The sequence below is a fragment of the Chloroflexota bacterium genome (assembly GCA_020850535.1).
In the GTDB taxonomy this organism is placed as follows: domain Bacteria; phylum Chloroflexota; class UBA6077; order UBA6077; family JACCZL01; genus JADZEM01.
The window spans coordinates 12,692-29,329 of the sequence record JADZEM010000003.1 but is presented as its reverse complement, the minus strand read 5'-3'; the positions used below and the strand labels follow the sequence as shown (position 1 = coordinate 29,329).

At 68.3% G+C, this 16,638-nt stretch carries 12 protein-coding genes, 1 tRNA gene and 1 pseudogene; 5 read left to right on the top strand and 9 right to left on the bottom strand.

Annotated elements, in window-relative coordinates:
* Positions 1-408 precede the first annotated feature (408 nt).
* The 4 genes and pseudogenes from IT306_00155 to IT306_00140 all read right to left on the bottom strand — a co-directional run bounded on the left by IT306_00155 (position 409) and on the right by IT306_00140 (position 5,786).
* Positions 409-507, bottom strand: a pseudogene (locus IT306_00155) (hypothetical protein).
* Positions 508-970: 463 nt separating this feature from the next.
* Positions 971-2,986 (bottom strand): DNA primase, encoded by a 2,016-nt coding sequence (gene dnaG / locus IT306_00150; GenBank protein ID MCC7366802.1) that lies wholly within the window; start codon positions 2,984-2,986, stop codon positions 971-973.
* A 187-nt stretch (positions 2,987-3,173) separates the two neighbouring features.
* The gene (locus IT306_00145) at positions 3,174-4,526 is read right to left on the bottom strand and encodes an esterase (GenBank protein MCC7366801.1); all 1,353 of its coding nucleotides are present in this window, start codon (positions 4,524-4,526) and stop codon (positions 3,174-3,176) included.
* A gap of 63 nt (positions 4,527-4,589) precedes the next feature.
* Entirely contained in the window at positions 4,590-5,786 is a 1,197-nt protein-coding gene (locus IT306_00140) for a deoxyguanosinetriphosphate triphosphohydrolase (protein ID MCC7366800.1), read from the bottom strand.
* A gap of 85 nt (positions 5,787-5,871) precedes the next feature.
* Between IT306_00140 and IT306_00135 the strand changes: the two genes are divergently transcribed.
* Positions 5,872-6,348, top strand: coding sequence for a putative toxin-antitoxin system toxin component, PIN family (locus IT306_00135; protein MCC7366799.1), 477 nt, complete (start codon positions 5,872-5,874; stop codon positions 6,346-6,348).
* 107 nt (positions 6,349-6,455) lie between these two features.
* Here IT306_00135 and IT306_00130 read toward each other — a convergent pair whose 3' ends face one another.
* Both IT306_00130 and IT306_00125 read right to left on the bottom strand, forming a co-directional pair.
* Positions 6,456-9,224 carry a pyruvate, phosphate dikinase gene (locus IT306_00130; GenBank protein MCC7366798.1) on the bottom strand — a complete coding sequence of 923 codons (2,769 nt, stop codon included), beginning with the start codon at positions 9,222-9,224 and terminating at the stop codon, positions 6,456-6,458.
* A gap of 260 nt (positions 9,225-9,484) precedes the next feature.
* Positions 9,485-9,964: an NUDIX hydrolase gene (locus IT306_00125; protein MCC7366797.1), complete on the bottom strand. Its 480-nt coding sequence runs from the start codon at positions 9,962-9,964 to the stop codon at positions 9,485-9,487.
* A 123-nt stretch (positions 9,965-10,087) separates the two neighbouring features.
* Between IT306_00125 and rlmN the strand changes: the two genes are divergently transcribed.
* Together rlmN and IT306_00115 are read left to right on the top strand one after the other, a co-directional pair.
* A complete protein-coding gene (rlmN, locus tag IT306_00120) occupies positions 10,088-11,212 on the top strand; it encodes a 23S rRNA (adenine(2503)-C(2))-methyltransferase RlmN (GenBank protein ID MCC7366796.1) in 1,125 nt (374 codons plus the stop codon).
* Positions 11,213-11,395: 183 nt separating this feature from the next.
* Positions 11,396-11,734 (top strand): rhodanese-like domain-containing protein, encoded by a 339-nt coding sequence (locus IT306_00115; GenBank protein MCC7366795.1) that lies wholly within the window; start codon positions 11,396-11,398, stop codon positions 11,732-11,734.
* A 392-nt stretch (positions 11,735-12,126) separates the two neighbouring features.
* Here IT306_00115 and IT306_00110 read toward each other — a convergent pair whose 3' ends face one another.
* On the bottom strand, positions 12,127-12,513 hold the full coding sequence (locus IT306_00110) for an iron-sulfur cluster assembly scaffold protein (protein ID MCC7366794.1): 387 nt from the start codon (positions 12,511-12,513) through the stop codon (positions 12,127-12,129).
* Between the two features lie 24 nt (positions 12,514-12,537).
* Positions 12,538-13,779, bottom strand: coding sequence for a hypothetical protein (locus IT306_00105; GenBank protein MCC7366793.1), 1,242 nt, complete (start codon positions 13,777-13,779; stop codon positions 12,538-12,540).
* A 216-nt stretch (positions 13,780-13,995) separates the two neighbouring features.
* Here IT306_00105 and IT306_00100 point away from each other — a divergent pair.
* Positions 13,996-14,072: transfer RNA gene (locus tag IT306_00100), tRNA-Asp, on the top strand.
* A 129-nt stretch (positions 14,073-14,201) separates the two neighbouring features.
* Here the strand turns inward: IT306_00100 and IT306_00095 are convergent.
* Positions 14,202-15,095 carry a dihydrodipicolinate synthase family protein gene (locus IT306_00095; protein ID MCC7366792.1) on the bottom strand — a complete coding sequence of 298 codons (894 nt, stop codon included), beginning with the start codon at positions 15,093-15,095 and terminating at the stop codon, positions 14,202-14,204.
* Positions 15,096-15,257: 162 nt separating this feature from the next.
* Here IT306_00095 and IT306_00090 point away from each other — a divergent pair, with 162 nt between their 5' ends.
* Positions 15,258-16,448: a pyridoxal phosphate-dependent aminotransferase gene (locus tag IT306_00090; protein MCC7366791.1), complete on the top strand. Its 1,191-nt coding sequence runs from the start codon at positions 15,258-15,260 to the stop codon at positions 16,446-16,448.
* The last annotated feature ends 190 nt before the right edge of the window (positions 16,449-16,638 follow it).

Sequence of the window (16,638 nt, the reverse complement as noted above, 5' to 3'; positions counted from 1 at the left end):
CTCGAACTGGATCCAGCCGAAATGGTCGGCCAGCGAGCGCGAATCGACGGTCAGCACCCGCCCGACAATCGGGCAGAGCGTGCGGGTCTCGCCGGCCGCCCGGCGCTCGGCCACCCAGTCCAGGAGATCGTCTGGCAGGATGCGGCAGAGTGTGGACAGCTCGATCAGCGACTCGCGCAGCTCGTCCGCCGCACGCCCGCAGACCAGTGCAACCGCCTGGCAGCGCTCGGCGGGCAGCTCATCGGTCTCGCTGAGGGTGGTCATCGCCGCGCGGTAGCCGGAGCCGGTTGGGACGAGATCCGCGAACCAGTGCGCCAGCAGCGAGAAGTGGGCCTCGAAGCGGCGCTCCAGCTCGGCCATCAGCTCCACGGCCACCGACTCGACGCCGATCTCCTCGACGTCGCCGGCCAGCCGTTCGAGCAGCGCGCCCTCTTCCATCCGTCGCGCGAGACGCTTCTCGCCGCTCCAGGACAGCAGCGGGACCAGCCCGATCTCGCGGAGGTACATGCGGACGTGGTCTTCAAGACCCTCCGTCTCCTCCGGCCGGACCACCGCTTCGGGGGTCGATTCGCCATCGGTCTGCGAGCGGTTCGCCAGGGCCAGCGCGATGACCGGATCGGCCTCGCTCTCTTCGAGGAGGAGATCGGCGTCGGTCGGGTTGATCCAGCCGATGCCGGTGACGTTGTCCTCGGCTGCGACAGGTCCGATCAGCACCGGCGTGTCGGTCACCGATGGATCGTCGCCGGCGATGACGAGCGTCTCGGCTTCGAGGTCGTCAGCGCTCAGCCCGTTCGGGCCGAGGCCGTCCGGCCCCAGGTCGGAGACTTCGAGGTCGTCGGCGTCCTCGATGTCGGTGAGCGGCTCGAGGGTGGTCGCCCCGGCGTGGAGCGTTGCGAGTTGGTCCGATTCAAACGGCTGGAGCGTCTCTGTGGCCGACCTCTCTCGCGAGACTCGGCTGTTGTGCGGATCGTCAACCACCAAGGACCTCCTGCCCGCGCCGGATGCTCCAGGACGCAGTACCCACGACCCCGAGCTGCCGCTGTTCGGCGAACGTCTCGTAAATGCTCCTGGCTACCTGATTGAGCCATTCGATGGACGCTTGCCGTTCCGCAACACTCTGCCCCGATTCCTCCTCCAGCAGGGCCGCTTTGAGTGCGTCATGTTGCCTGAACAGACGCCCCTTTCGCAACTCCAGACGGCGTACGTCGTACTCCCGCCGCAGATCGTCGAGTGAGATTCCGGCGTTGAGTTCGTCGCGAGAACGCACGCGATCGAGCGTTGGAGCCGCCGCCTCCCCAAATGCCTCTTCGAGTCGGGCCAGTGCCGTCTCAGGATCAGGCCAGGCCGGGCCGTCTTGCAGCTGCTGGAGAATCGCCCGATGGACGCCGGTTTCGAAGTCATTCGGCTCCGGCCAGATCTCGACCATGCCGATCCTGAGCAGCAGCGCCAGCACGAAGTCTTGAAGCCGCTCGCCCGGATCGACCAGCGAGGTCGGCAGATCGGGAGGCGTCGGCGGCGCGGTGGGGGCCGCCGGCCCAGTCGGAGCGGTCGGCTGCCCCAGCGGGCTGGCTGGCCGTTGCGGGGCCGCCTCGTTCCGCGACACGACGTGCATGGTGCGCCGCGCAAACTCGCGCAGCAGATCGACGCCGGTGCCGATGATGCCCGCCAGTTTCATCAGGTACTGGTCGCGGTCGATGGGGTCGGACACGTCGTAGATCAGCCCGACGGCCGCCCGCGCTGCCTCGCGGCGGCCCTCGGTGGTGCTGAGGTCGTACACGCGCGGCAGGTTCTGGAACACGAAGTCGACAATCGGCTTCGCGGCGGTGGACTCGCGGACCCAGGCTTCGGGATCGGTCTTGATGACCTCGTCCGGGTCTTTCCCGCCGGTCAGCGAGAACGCTTTGAGGATGGTACGGCGCTCGACGAAGATGGCCGGCGTGCCGTCCCGGCCCCGCGAGCGTTCCGAGCCGTTCAGCAGGCTGAAGTCGATGCGAGGGGCCTCGTCGCGGGTGCTGTCGTGGGCCACGCCCGAGCCGCGCAGGGCGGCGCGCAGGCCAGCCGCGTCGTTGTCGAGGCAGAGGATGATCTCGCGGGCGCTCTGGCGGCGCAGGGCCTGGACGTGGCGCTCGGTGATGGCCGTCCCCAGCGTCGCCACGACGTTCGAGAAGCCGGCCTGGTGCGCCATCAGGGCGTCCATGTACCCCTCGACCACGATGGCCGCGCCCTGCTTGCGGATCGTGTCGCGGGCGGCATCGAGGGCGTACAACTGGCTGCCCTTGTCGAAGATATCGGTCTGGGGCGAGTTGAGGTACTTCGGCTGCTGGTCGGAGCGCATCGCGCGCCCGCCGAAACCGATGACGTGGCCATCGACGTCGCGGATCGGGAAGATGACGCGGTCGCGGAAGCGGTCGAAGACGCGCGCGCCGTCCTCGGAGCGGCCAAGCGCGCCGGCCGCCACGCACTCGTCGATGCTGTAGCCGTTGCGGGTCAGGTGCCGTTCGAGACCGCGCCCTGGCGCGTCGGCGTACCCCAGCCCGAAGCGGTCGATGGTCTGGTCGGTCAGGCCGCGACTCTCGATGTACGCGCGAGCAGCCGCGCCGGCCTCGCCCGTGAGCGCCCCCCGGTAGTAGAGGGCCATCGCGTCGAGGATGGCGAAGTGGCGTTCGCGCTCCTGCTTCTCCGATGGGTCAGGGCGGGTCCGCTCCTCGACTACGACGCCGGCTCGCTCGCCTAAAAAACGCAGCGCCTCGACGAAGCTGAGGTTGTCGCGCTTCTGGATGAAGGAGAAGATGTCGCCGCCCTCGCCGCAGCCGAAGCAGTGCCAGGTGCCGCGCTCAGGCGTGACCCAGAAGGACGGCGTCTTCTCGCCGTGGAAGGGGCAGAGGCCCTTGAAGCCCTTGCCAGCCCGCTTGAGCTGGACGGTCTGCCCGATGACGTCGACCACGTCGAGGCGGCGCTTGATCTCGTCAATCGTCGAGTCTGGCACGGGCGTCCTCGTAGTCGGTGGGTGCAGCGCGTCACATCGGCGAGATCGGCTGGCCTCGCTTGACCGAATGATGCCCTGACGTAAGGTACGGAGGGAACCCCTGTCAGCCCTGACGGTAACACGCATCCATCACAGACGCGTCGGGCATCGTTGTGGACCTGATGGTCGGCTCGACTCGGAGACGCCCTTACCAGGCGTCGCGGTTGGCGATCTGGACGCGGTACAGAGGCTTCGCGCGCTCGGACGCCTCCTGCTCGTAGGTCTCGAAGGTCGTGGACGGATCGTAGCCCCGCCAGAGCCACCGCAGCGTCTCCGGCAGGTCGAGCGCGTACTGCGCCGAGTTGTGCGACGCCGTCCCGTACCTGAAGTGAAAGTCGTAGAGGCGGGTCTTGAGCGACTGCGCCATCTGGATGTTCGAGAGCGGCCAGCTGCCGGCCTCGTAGACGCCCATCAGATCGACGCTGCTCTCGACGTCGATGTCCTCGATGCCGTCCGAGAGCCAGACGCGGATGTTGCGCCGAGGCTCGCGGCGCACCAGGAACGGGAAGATGTAGCCGCCGTCCAGGTGCTGGTCGGGATGCCACTGGAGCGCCGTGTAGCTGGCGATGGTCGAGATGGCGCGGCTGAACTGGTCCGGCGCGAACCAGCAGGTCTTGAAGGCTGCGATCCCGCCCGACGACTCCCCAGCGATGGCCCGCGAGTAGCCGTCCTGGCGCAGCTTGACGACGGCCTCCACGTCCGGAAGCACCTCGGTGAGTACGTGCCGCCCGAACTCGTCCGAGACCGTGTCGAACTGGACGCTCCGCAGGGCATGCTCGGGCGTCTGGCCGGCGAGCAGGCGCGATGGGACGCGCGAGCCGCCGGTCCCCGGCTGCAAGAGGACGTGAACCATCGGCGGGATCAGTCCGCGATGGACGAGGTTGTCCGTGACCGTCTGGAGCCGCACCCCGAGCAGACCGAAGCTGCCCACGTGGCTGCGGCCGTCCAGCCAGACCGTGACCGGCGCGCCTCGGGCCGTGTCGATGCCCGGATTGGTGTAGATCCAGTAGTCGGCTGTCGCGCCGCCGTAGATCCGGCTGGTGACCGTGCGCTTGTCCGAAAGCGTGCCGTGCGGTGCGCCAGGCAGCGGATAGCTCTCCGGGTTGTAGCCGGCCACCGAGCGTGGCATCGAGCCGCCGAAGCCGCCCTGGCTCTGCCCATCGACGATGGGCATGAGGTTGTGGGTGGTCCCGAGCCGGAGCGTCTCCAGCCGGTACCAGAACCGAGTCCCCTCGATGCGCGCCATCGGGAGCGGTGGGCCACCGTCGATGGCGACCGCCGCTGATTGGTCAGCTTCCAGTAGGAACAGGAACTCCTGGCCCCAGACGGCAACGGGACCGAATCGGGCCAGCAGCATCGGCGGCGCGTTCAGGCCGTCGTCGAGGATCGCCGTCAGCAATCGACCGATGTCAGCAGATCCGCGCCGTGCCGCCTCGATCAGCGCCGGGAACATCCCAAGGGCTGCCTGCTCAGTCCAGGGCCTCAACGCGTCACCGGTCATGGTTCCCTCTCGTCGGATTCTGGATTCGCGGCGGTGTGGGCAGTCGGCAGATGTGGGCAGCCGTCAGGAGAAGACCGCCCACTCGCGCGGCACGTACAACTGCTCGAACACCTTCACGGCGTAGCGGTCGGTCATGCCGGCGATGTAGTCGGCCACGCGGCGCTCGAGCGGCTCGTCGCGCGGGTTCTCCCGGAACTCGGCCGGCATCTGCTCGGGATGGCGACAGAAGTGCTCGAACAGCGCGTGGATCACGAAGACGGTCTTCGGGTTGTCGGCCTTGGCGTCGGAGGCCGTGTAGACCGTGCTGAACATGAACTCGCGCAGGCCGTTGAACAGCTGCAGCGTTGATGGGCTGATCCCGATAGCGACGCCGTTCCCGACGGCATCGTGCCAGGTTGCGCCGTCGCCGGTCGCGACGCGCCAGTTGTAGTCCACGATGTCGCTGACGAGCGCCTCGATCCGCTCGCCGGTGGTCGTGCCGAACGCCTCACGGAACTCGACCGGGATGCGCTCGGTGGTGATCACGCCCGCTCGGATGGCGTCGTCGATGTCGTGGGCGAGGTAGGCGATGCTGTCGGCCAGCTTGACGATCTGCCCTTCGAGGGTACTGGCGACGCCCCAGCCTTCGGCGGCGACGCTCTCGCGCAGCTTCGAGTGCCGCAGGATGCCGTCCCGGACCTGCTCCGCGAGGTTGAGGCCGCGCCCCTCCCGCTCCAGGTACTCGACCACCCGCACGCTCTGCTCGTTGTGGCGGAAGTGCCCGAGGATCTCGGCCATGGCGTCCTCGCCGGCGTGCCCGAACGGCGTGTGCCCAAGGTCATGCGCGAGGCCCGTTGCCTCCGTCAGATCCTCGTTCAGCCGGAGCGCCCGCGCGATGGTCCTGGCCACCTGGGTGACCTCCATCGTGTGGGTCAGCCGAGTGCGGTAGTGGTCGCCCTTGGGCGCGATGAAGACCTGGGTCTTGTGCTTCAGCCGGCGGAACGCCTTGCTGTGGATGACGCGGTCGCGGTCGCGCTGGTAGGACGCGCGGATCGGATCTGGCTCCTGGGGCCAGCGGCGGCCGGAGGCATCGACGCTCCGCGCGGCGAACCTGGAGAGGGTCTGGTCCTCCAGTTCCTCAAGCCGGGACCGGACCTCGGGATGAGGTGTGAAGTGGAGCACCGGAACCTCCCGTGGACGCAGCGTCAAGGTACTGTTAGAAGGGTACCACTCGAAGGCAAGAGCGCTTCGGACTTCGCCTACCGGCCTGGCCGACGGCATGGCACAATGAGAACGACGTGCCGCGCGATCTGTACAGCGAGGCTCGCAGTGGGTTCGACAACGATACGGGCGCGCCGAATGACACGTGGGTGACGCGCTGCTTCGTGTCGTCATTGACACCAACGTCTGGATCTCGGCGTTCATCAACCCTGTTGGCGTGCCGGCGCGCCTGATCTCCCTGGTCCGTGACCGCTCCATCCTGCTCGTTCTCTCGGACTACCTTGTCGAGGAGATTCAGGATGTCGTGCGGAGACCGCGTATCCTCCGCCGACTCAAACTGGAACCGTCCCACATCGACATTGTCTTGCACGAGATCCTGTTCAGTTCCGTGTACGTGGTCACCGATGGGATGCTTCGGATCTGCCGAGATCCAGATGACGATGCCATCCTTGAGACGGCTGTACGAGGACGGGCCGACTACTTGGTTACGCGAGACGACCACATCAAACGAGATGCCGACCTGATGGCGCATCTGGCCGATGAGGGTGTCGGCGTCATATCCCTGGCGGAGCTTCTTCGGCGGGTCGAGTCGACACGGCCCGTACCCAGAACCGAGGACTGACAGCCGACGCATCCCACGCGATCCTGATGGCCACACATGGTGGAACCAGAACAGCCCCCGCGCTCACGAGGAAGCGCGGGGGCTTTGTCTATGGCGACCGAGCGAGACTACGCCGTGGTGCTGACCCGCGAGGCTGAGCCGTCGGCGTCGCGGATGGCCGCCTGGGCCGCCGCCAGCCGCGCCACCGGGATCCGGAACGGCGACGAACTGACGTAGTTCAGCCCCGCGTTGTGGCAGAACTCGACCGACTCCGGATCGCCGCCGTGCTCGCCGCAGATCCCGACTTCGAGCGTCGGGCGGGTGGCCCGGCCGTCGTCGACGCCCATCCGGATCAGCTTGCCCACGCCGTCCGGGTCGATGACCTGGAACGGGTTGTTGGTGAGCAGCTTGGCATCCTGGTAGAAGCCGAGGAACTTGCCCTCAGCATCGTCGCGGGAGAAGCCGTAGGTCGTCTGGGTCAGGTCGTTGGTGCCGAAGCTGAAGAACTCAGCCTCGCCGGCGATAGCGCCCGCCGTCAGGGCCGCGCGCGGCACCTCGATCATGGTGCCGAACTTGTAGTCGAGCTGGACGCCGGCCTTCCCGACGACCTCCCGCGCGACCTCTTCCAGCTGGTCCTTGGCCCGACGCAGCTCGCGGACGTCGCCCACCAGCGGGATCATGATCTCCGGATGCGGGTCCTTGCCCTCCTGCTTCAGCTCGACGGCCGCCTCGAAGATGGCGCGGACCTGCATCTCGTTGATCTCCGGGTAGAGCAGGCCGAGCCGGCAGCCCCGCAGACCGAGCATCGGGTTCGCCTCGCGCATCGTGGCGACCGCGTGCAGCAGCTCCATCTTCTCGTCGTAGGCCGGGCCGGTCTCGCCCTTCATCCGCATCTCGGTGGTGTCGACGAGCAGATCCTCGTACTTCGGCAGGAACTCGTGGAGCGGCGGATCCAGCAGGCGGATGATGACCGGCAGGCCGTCCATCGCCCGCAGCAGCCCCTTGAAGTCGCCCTTCTGGTAGCCGAGGAGCGTCTCCAAAGCCTCCAGGTAGAGCGCCTTCGGGCCTTCCTCGCCGGCGCGGGCCTTGGCGGCGTTCAGGATCATCTGGCGCACGACCGGCAGGCGCTCGGCCTCCTCGAACATGTGCTCGGTGCGGCAGAGGCCGATGCCCTCAGCGCCCAGCTCACGAGCGTGCAACGCCTCGCGCTCGCGGTCGGCGTTGGCCCAGGTGCCCAGCCGGCGGCGCTTGTCGGCCCACCCGAGGACCGTGCGGAGATCCTCGTCCTCGGCGAAGTTCGGCTGGACCGTCGTCACCTCGCCGAGCATCACCTCGCCGGTGCTGCCGTCGATGGAGATCACGTCGCCTTCCTTGACCACCGTCTCGCCGACGGTGAACGTCCGCCCGTCCAGGTCAACCCGGATCGCCTCGGCGCTCACGATGCACGGCTTGCCCAGGCCGCGCGCCACCACGGCGGCGTGGCTGGACGTGCCGCCACGGCAGGTCAGGATGCCCTGCGACACGATCATGCCGTGGAAGTCGTCTGGGGCCGTCTCGGGGCGAACCAGGATCACGCGCGCGCCGGTCTGCGCCCGGTGCTCGGCCCGGTCCGGATCGAACACGACCTCGCCAACGGCCGCGCCCGGGGAGGCCGCGACGCCGTTCGCGATCAGCTTGCCGGCCGCGTCGGCCGCGGCCTTGGCCGCCTCGTCGAAGCGCGGCAGCAGCAGCTGCACGACGTGGCGCGGCTCGACCCGCAGGAGGGCCTCGTCGGTCGAGATCAGCTTCTCCTCGACCATGTCCTTGGCGATCTTGACGGCCGCCCGACCGGTCCGCTTGCCGTTGCGGGTCTGGAGCATGAAGAGCTTGCCACGCTCGACGGTGAACTCCAGATCCTGCATGTCGCGGTAGGTCGTCTCAAGCTGCCCGGCGATCTGGACGAACTGGCGGTAGACCTCGGGGTTGTGGGCCTCCATCGCCGTGATCGGCTCGGCGTTGCGGATGCCCGCCACCACGTCCTCGCCCTGGGCGTTCGCCAGGAAGTTGCCGTAGAGGACGGCCTCGCCGGTGTTCGGGTCGCGGGTGAACGCCACGCCGGTGCCCGAGTCGTCGCCCATGTTGCCGTAGACCATCGTCTGGACGTTGACGGCGGTGCCCCAGTCGTCCGGCAGCTTCTCGGCGCGGCGGTAGTCCACCGCACGCTTGCCCATCCAGGAGCCGAAGACGGCCTGGATCGCCAGCCGAAGCTGTTCCAGCGGATCGGACGGGAACTCCTTGCCAGTCTCGGCCTTGACGATCTTCTTGTACTCGGCCACGACCCCGCGCAGGTTCTCGGCGGTCAGCTCAGGGTCGGTCTTGACGCCGGCCTTCTCCTTCGCCTCGTCCAGGACGTGGTCGAACTTGAGCGGGTCGATGCCCTGGACGATGCGGCCGAACATGCTGATGAAGCGGCGGTAGGCGTCCAGCGCGAAGCGCGGGTTGCTGGTCAGCTTGGACAGGCCCTCGACGCTCACATCGTTCAGGCCGAGGTTGAGGACGGTGTCCATCATGCCCGGCATCGAGACGCGCGCACCGGACCGCACCGAGACCAGCAGCGGGTCGTTCGGATCGCCGAGCTTCTTGCCCATCTTCTGCTCGACGTTCGCCAGGGCGGCGAGCGTCTGCTCCCAGAGGCCCTCCGGGAAGTCGTTGCTGTGGCTGTAGTAGTAGACGCAGGCCTCGGTGGTGATGGTGAAGCCTGGAGGGACCGGCAGTCCGGCCTGGGTCATGCTGGCGCAGCCTGCGCCCTTACCACCCAGCAGGTTCCGAGAGTCCGGGCTGCTCTCGTCGAAGAGGTAGACCCACTTATGGGCGCCAGACCCGCCGGCAGACGACGAGCCGTTGCTTGCAGCAACCATGCGGACAATGCTCCTTGCGTGACGTAGCGTACCGTGACCTGATACGTGCGGTGCGGAAGGTCGCGTGATTCACGGGGTGAACGGGCCTTGCGGGGAGGCGCAAACAACGCTGAGACGCGCCTCAGCCCCCATCACGGCGAGTCAGGGCCGATCCATAAATCGTTCTGCGATCGCCAGCCTGTCCGGCTTATACGGGAATGGTAGGGACGCCACTTGCAGAACGTCAACCGGCCGCTCAGCAACCGGCGTGATGGCGTGACCTAATCGACGGTGAACTCCCCGCTGTTCAAGAAGCGCTGTAGGTCGCCAAAGACGCGCCGGTGGGCGGGAAGGATCTGCTCTGGCGGCGGCAGGCTGTCCAGGGGGAACCAGCGCAGCTCCAGGGTTTCGTCGCCGTCGACGGTCAGCGTGCCGGTCCACTCGTCCACCAGAAAGCCCGTCGCGTAGGGCTGGGCCTGATCGCCGTTCGGGTAGGTGATGGTGTAGGCCGGGTTCGAGTAGATGCCGAACGGCCGCGCGCGCAGCACCGTCAGGCCCGTCTCCTCGAAGACCTCGCGCCGCATTGCCTCGACGACCGTCTCGCCGATCTCCATGCCGCCGGCTGGCAGACCCCAGATGTGGAAGTCGCCCCGCAACTGCAGCAGGACGCTGCCCTCCTCGTTGCGGATGATCGCGCGGACGCCCGGGCGGATGATCGGACGGCTGCCGATGGCCTGCCGCATCTCTTCGACGTATCCCACTGCACACCCCCTCGCCAAAGGATACCGAAGCCCTCACTCCCGGCCACCGTTCCGCGCCCGAGACCACGGCGGCAGCGCCGTCGTTGTGGTGTGACCTTGACGGTCCCGCCCATACTTCTCCTGATGTCTCAGCCGTTGCCGCTCCTCCCGACGCCCCCGGACGCCGTCCAGATCCCTGGCGCGGCCTCGTCGGCGTTGCCGTGCGTCCTCGATCTCGATCAGGGCGCGCTTCAGGCAGCCCTCGTCGAGCTGGGCGAGAAGTCGTTCCGTGCGAAGCAGTTGTACAAGGCGCTGCACAGTCGGCTGGTCGGCTCGTGGGACGAGATCACGGATCTGCCGGCTCGGTTGCGGACATCGCTGGCCGAACAGTATCGCCTGCAGTCTGGTGAGCTGGTGGTGCAGGCGGTCTCGCAAGACGGCACCCGCAAGCGGCTGGTCCGGCTGGCCGAGGGCCAGGAGATCGAGACGGTCGCCATTCCGGCCGTCTCGCCGGAGGGTGCGAAGCGGCTCTCGGTGTGCGTCTCGACGCAGGCCGGCTGTGCGATGGCCTGCACCTTCTGCGCCACCGGCCGCATGGGACTGGCCCGCAACCTGACCGCCGGCGAGATCGTCGATCAGGTGTACGGGTTCGGTCGGGAAGCGCCGGACGCTCGCCCGACGCACGTCGTCTTCATGGGGATGGGCGAGCCGCTGGCCAACTACGCGGCGACGGTGGCGGCGGTCCGCCGGCTGTCCGATCCCGAAGGCATGAACCTGAGCCAGCGGCGGATCACCGTCTCGACCAGCGGACTGGTGCCGCAGATGCGCCGCCTCGCCGACGAGGGCCTGGAGATCACCCTGGCGATCTCGCTGCACGCCCCGAACGACGAGCTTCGGAACTCGCTGATGCCGGTCAACCAGCGGTTCCCACTGCGCGACCTGATGGCGGCGGCCCGCGCCTACGCCGAGCGAACGGGTCGGCGGGTCAGCTTCGAGTACATCCTGCTGCGCGGCGTCAACGACGGCCCCGCGCACGCGGAGCAGTTGGCGAAGCTGTTGCCGCGCCGCCTCTCGCATGTCAACCTGATCCCGTACAACGCCACCGACGCCGAGTATCAGCCGACGCCGCCCGCCCTGGCCCGCGCGTTCCGCGACCGGCTGGCCGAGCTTGGGTTGTTGGCCACGATTCGGGCCAGCCGGGGCCGCGACATCGCGGCGGCATGCGGGCAGCTCAAGGCGGAGAATCGCAAGCGGGCCGCCGGTCGGTAGGCTGACGGACCATCGCGCGGGTCGTCGCTCGCCCGGCCGCCGCGCCTCGACCGCTTTGCCCGACATCCCAACGCTCGACGGGCTATTGCCGCTGTTCGGAGCGCGGCAGTATCGTTCGACCAGGAAACAGACGTTACTGAGTCAACTCAGTCAACTTCGTCAATTTGAGCCAGAGGTGGGACTATGTCTGCCGACGATCAGACATTCGCCGAGCCGTTTCGACGCATTCAGCCAGAGGAGGCCCGGTCGCTGATCGAGAGCGGCCAGGTCACTGTGGTCGACGTCCGCGAGCCGTGGGAGTACGAGCGCGACCATATCGCGGGCGCGAAGCTGATCCCGCTGGCCCGGATCATCGGCTCGCCGACGCAGATCACCAGCGATCATGTGATCTTCGTCTGTGAGGTCGGGCAGCGGAGCGGCGTGGCCGCCGAGGTGGCCGCCTCGCTGGGCTACGAGAACCTCTACAACCTCGAAGGCGGCATGAGCGCCTGGCGCGGCCACGGCTACCCGGTCGAGAAGTAGGGCGGTCGGCCGATCAGGGCGTCGCGCTTCCGCACCACGAGCGTCAGCGCGTGGACAGGGCGATTGCGCGTTGAGCGGGTCGTGCAGGGTGGTCGGGGCTTGAAAGCCCCGCCTACCATCCTGCAGTCGCTTCGCGACGCCCCTGTTTGACCTGTCGATGCTGCTTCCGGCGTCCGTCGCGCAGCGACGGAATGACTGTAGACGGGGGTTTCAACCCCCGACTTTCTCGCGCCATGGCGTTGCGGGAACACCAACGAACATGCAATCGCCCTGAGCGTGTGGACCGGAGTGGCGAAGGTCCGACTCGCTGACGCTCGCGGTGCGGATGGCGTCCTCTCTGAGCGGCGTTGGCCCCGCGCCCCTGACATCGCCGACGTAGGACCGCCCCAGGTTCAGGTGGCCGCTGGCGCGGCGCTCTCGAGTGCGAGCCGCAGGGCCTCGACCACCAGATCGGCGCAGTAGCGCTGCTCGGCCGGTAGACCGCCGTCCAGCGCGGCGAGGATCGCCCTGGCCGTCAGGGCGCGAACCTGCTCGAACGGCTGACCGGTCGCCATGTCCGTCGCGATGCTGGCCGCGATGATGCAGCCGCCGCAGCCGAACGCCCGAAACCGCGCCGCGCGCAGGAGCGGTACACCGTCGTCAGTGTGGCCGAGCCGCACGTAGATGGTGACCTGGGTGTCCGTCTCGGGGCAGTCGACGTGACCGACGCCATCGGCATCGGACAGCTTGCCGAGATTGCGGGGGTGCGCCAGGTGGTCAGCAGCCGCCAGACCGTACACTCGCTCCCGACTCCCGACTCCTCGTCAGTGCGACCGGTGCGCGCTCGGCTCCACTTCCCACCGTCCGACGTAGCCGCCGCGCCGCAGCGCGCGCAGCGTCTCGACGTGCGCCCACACGTACGGCAGGTTCGACCGCACCACCTCGTTGCCGCGGGCGTCGGCGACCAGTCCGTCAAGCTCGGCGTGACGGCGCGTGCGAATCTCCTCGGTCGGACCGAGGCTCATCCGTGACGCCCGCGCCGCCTCGTCGATGTTCCGACGCAGTTCGCTGCTGAATCGCTGGACCGACGCGACCGGCACCACGATCTCCGGCAGGCGGTACTGCTCCGAGTTGTCGAAGAGCCAGCGCATGATCGCCTCGGCGCGGTCCTGGTTGCCGATGGCGTAGTGGTACTGGGCCATCCAGGCGGTGAAGTGGGGGTACGGCCCCGGCAGCGCCAGCCGTTCGGCCGGCGAGTACGGCAGGTAACGGATATATCCGCCGATCTCGACGTTCCAGAGCGCCCGCTCGATGACCTCCGCCGAGTTGAGCACGGCCCGCTCGGTGGGCGACCAGAGCGCGAAGTAGAACGGGGCCATCATCGTCACGTCGGGGCGCGGATCGGGGTAGCCGTGCGGATCGAGTCGGCGCAGGAAGCGGTTGTCCTGCACCATCAGCAGCCCGATGGCGCGACGGATCATCAGGGCCAGCCGCCGGTACTGCTCGCCGCCGTAGACTCGGTGCGCCAGGGCGAACGCCGCCGCGTGGGCGCAGTTGTTCCAGATCTCGTATCCCTGGCTGACATCCGACTCGTGGATGGAGCTGGTCGTCTCGACCAGGTACAGATACGAGTTGAGCGTGCAGTTGATGGTGTACGCCGTCGCCCGCTCGATGGGCTCCCGCGCGACCTCCACCAGGGTGTCGTCGTTGGCGGCCTTGACGTAGGTCAGCAAGGCCCAGACGGCCAGGGCCGTCGCGTCCTGCTGCTCGGCCGCCTGGGCTGGCCGTCCGTCCGGATCGTAGCGCTGCACCCAGGATCCATCGGCCGCCTGGGCGCGCAGCAGGAACCGGCAGTACTCGCGGGCGAGGTCGAGGGAGTCAAGCTCGCAGAGCGCCGCGATGGTGATGGCGAGGTCGCGCGTGTACACGTACGGGTATTTGCCCGTCAGCGGCGTGGCCAGCAGGGCGCGTCCCCGAGGAGATGTCGCCTGAGCGCGTCGGAAGACGTCGCGCGTGACCTGGAGAAATGCCTCAAGCTCGTCCTGCGCGATCGTCGTCGGCGTCACACGTACCTCCTGTCCTCATTCTAGTGTAACGAAGCCTGCCCGTCAGGCGCGTCGGTTCGACAGGATCAGATTCGCACGATCTTGCGTGTGGATCGTCAGGTTGGGTGCTGACCGACCCGGGCGGTCTTCCCGAATCTGGCGAGATTGGCCTCGTGAAGCATTGTCTGTGCAGCGCGGGGCGTGCTAGAATCCCGTTCGCTGCGCCGTACGGCGCATGGGCTCGTGGTGTAGTGGCCTAACATGCGGCCCTGTCAAGGCCGAGACCGGGGGTTCGAATCCCCTCGAGCCCGCCACACACGCATGCGGTAGTGAGCAACTCTCATGCCGCGAACGGCGAGAAGGCCGAGCATCCTGTTGAGGACGCTCGGCCTTTGTGTTTTCCTGGCCTTCCTTGCCGGTGGCGAGCTTCGCCTCCGGCTCGGTCAGGCTTCCGAGGCCGCCGCCAGCACTCGGTCCAGCTCGCGCCGGCCGATCTCGTCCAGGGCCGGGCCGGGCTTCCGCAGGCCAGCGTGCGCGATCAGCCCGCGCCGTCGCAGCACCTCCTTCATGATGGTCAGGCCCACCCCCGGCTGCGCCCCGAGCACCATCAGCGGCAGCCAGCGCCGGTAGGCCATCTCGGCCGTGGCCTCGTCGCCGGCGGCCATTGCGCGGCAGATGGTCAGCATCACGTCGTGCATCGGGAAGCCGGTCATCGCGCCGTCACCGCCGCGCCGCAGCTCGCTCAACAGGTACATCGCGCCGAGTCCGCCGACCAGGCCGACGTCTGGCCCGACCAGCGCGCGCAGCCGTCCGATCTTCGGGGGCGTTGGCGCGTCTTCGACCTTGATGCCGGCGCCGGGGCCGCAGACGGCCAGGATCTCGGCCAGGTGTTCGGGTGTCAGAGTCACGGCGGTCTCGGGCGGGTAGTCCTGCACCACGATGGGCAGCCCGACCTCGCGCAGCGCGGCGTAGTGCGCCAGCATCGGCGGCCCGAACCGTGAGAACGGGGGCGGGGCGGCCATGACGCCGGCCGCTCCCAGGTCGGCCGCCTCGCGGGCCCGCTGGCACGCCACCTCGGTGCCCGGGTGGCTGACCGTCACCAGGAACGGCCGGCTGGCCGCCCGGCAGACCTCGGCCACCGTCTGCGCGATGACAATGCGCTCGGCATCCGAGAGACGTGCGGCCTCGGCGTTGACGCCGAGCGCGACGACGCCGTTGACGCCCGCCCCCAGCGATCCTTCGACCAGCCGCCTGAGGCTGGCGAGATCCAGGCGACCGTCCTCCGTGAACGGCGTGACCAGGATCGGCCAGACGCCAGTCAGCAGCTTCGCCACCATTGCACGACTCCCTTCAGCGCGGATCACGGCGCACTGCCCTGCCAACGATACACGGTGACGCTGTGCGCGGCCTGTCGGTCCGCGCCTACCATTGCCGCGGCGAGCATGATGATCGGTCGGCGCCGGGCGCACCGCGCCGTTCCGCCCAGGAGGAGAGGCACTATGCCCGAGTATCCCCCGTCCGTGCGCGGCGCAACGCGCATGAACGGCATCCCGTTCTCCGACATTCGCCGGGTGCTGGAGCGCGCGACGCAGCTTGAGAAGGCCGGGCGGAAGGTGCTGCACTTCGAGATCGGGCGTCCGGACTTCGACACCCCGGCCCCGATCAAGGAGGCGGCCGTCGATGCGCTGCGGGCCGGGCAGGTGCACTACTCGTCCAACTACGGCATCCCGCGGCTGCGGGCGGCCATCGCCGAGAAGCTGGAGCGAGACAGCGGCCTCCACTACCGACCCGAAGACGAGGTCATCGTGACGGTCGGCGCGAACGAGGCGGTCGGCGCAGCGTTCCTGGCCCTGCTCGACCCCGGCGACGAGGTGCTGGTGCCCGATCCGGCCTGGCTGCACTATCGGTGGTGCGCGCAGTTGTGTGGCGCGACGGTCGTGCCGGTGCCGTGCTACGCCGAGAACGAGTTCGTGCCCGACGTGGCGACGGTCGCCAGCTTGATCACGCCCCGGACGCGGATGCTGGTCATCAATACGCCGAACAACCCGACCGGCGCGGTCTACCCGAGGGCAGTCCTCGAAGAGCTGGCGAAGCTGGCCCAGCAGCACGATCTCCTGGTGCTCTCAGACGAGATCTACGAGCGGATGGTCTACGGCGGCGCGACCCACACGAGTCTCGGCAGCCTGCCGGGCATGTGGGAACGGACCATGACGGTCAACGGGCTGTCGAAGGCGTACTCGATGACGGGCTGGCGGCTCGGGTTCATCGCCGCGCCGAAGCCGCTCAGCGACCTGATGGTCAAGGTGCACCAGTACACGGTGTCCGGCGCGACGACCTTCGCCCAGTTCGGGGCGGTCCAGGCGTACACGGGCGACCAGGGCGTCGTGGATGACATGGTGGCCTCGTTCGACCGGCGGCGGAAGATCCTGGTCGAAGGGCTGCGCGGTATCAAGGGGGTCACCTGCCCGGAGCCACGTGGGGCGTTCTACGCCTTCCCAAGCATCACGGGCACTGGCAAGTCGAGCGCCGAGCTGTGCGAGCTGCTGCTGGAGGAGGCGGGCATCGCGGTGGTGGCGGGCAACGCCTTCGGCGATGCCGGCGACGGCCACGTGCGGTTCAGCTACGCCGCCTCGGACGACGATCTCCGCGAGGGGATCGAGCGGATGGCCGGGGTGCTCGGCCGGGCGTAGGTCGCGGACGGCCGCCCCCGCACCGCCGTACGAAGACGCGAACGGACGCTCTCCACGTGGCAACAGAGTGCTGAGCCAGAGCGCCGCTCGGCAGAAACCAGATCATCCCGAACAGTGCCACGCCATTCTGCAACTGCCAATTGTCATCCTGCAATGTCGGGTTGTCATCCTGAACGCAGTGAAGGACCTC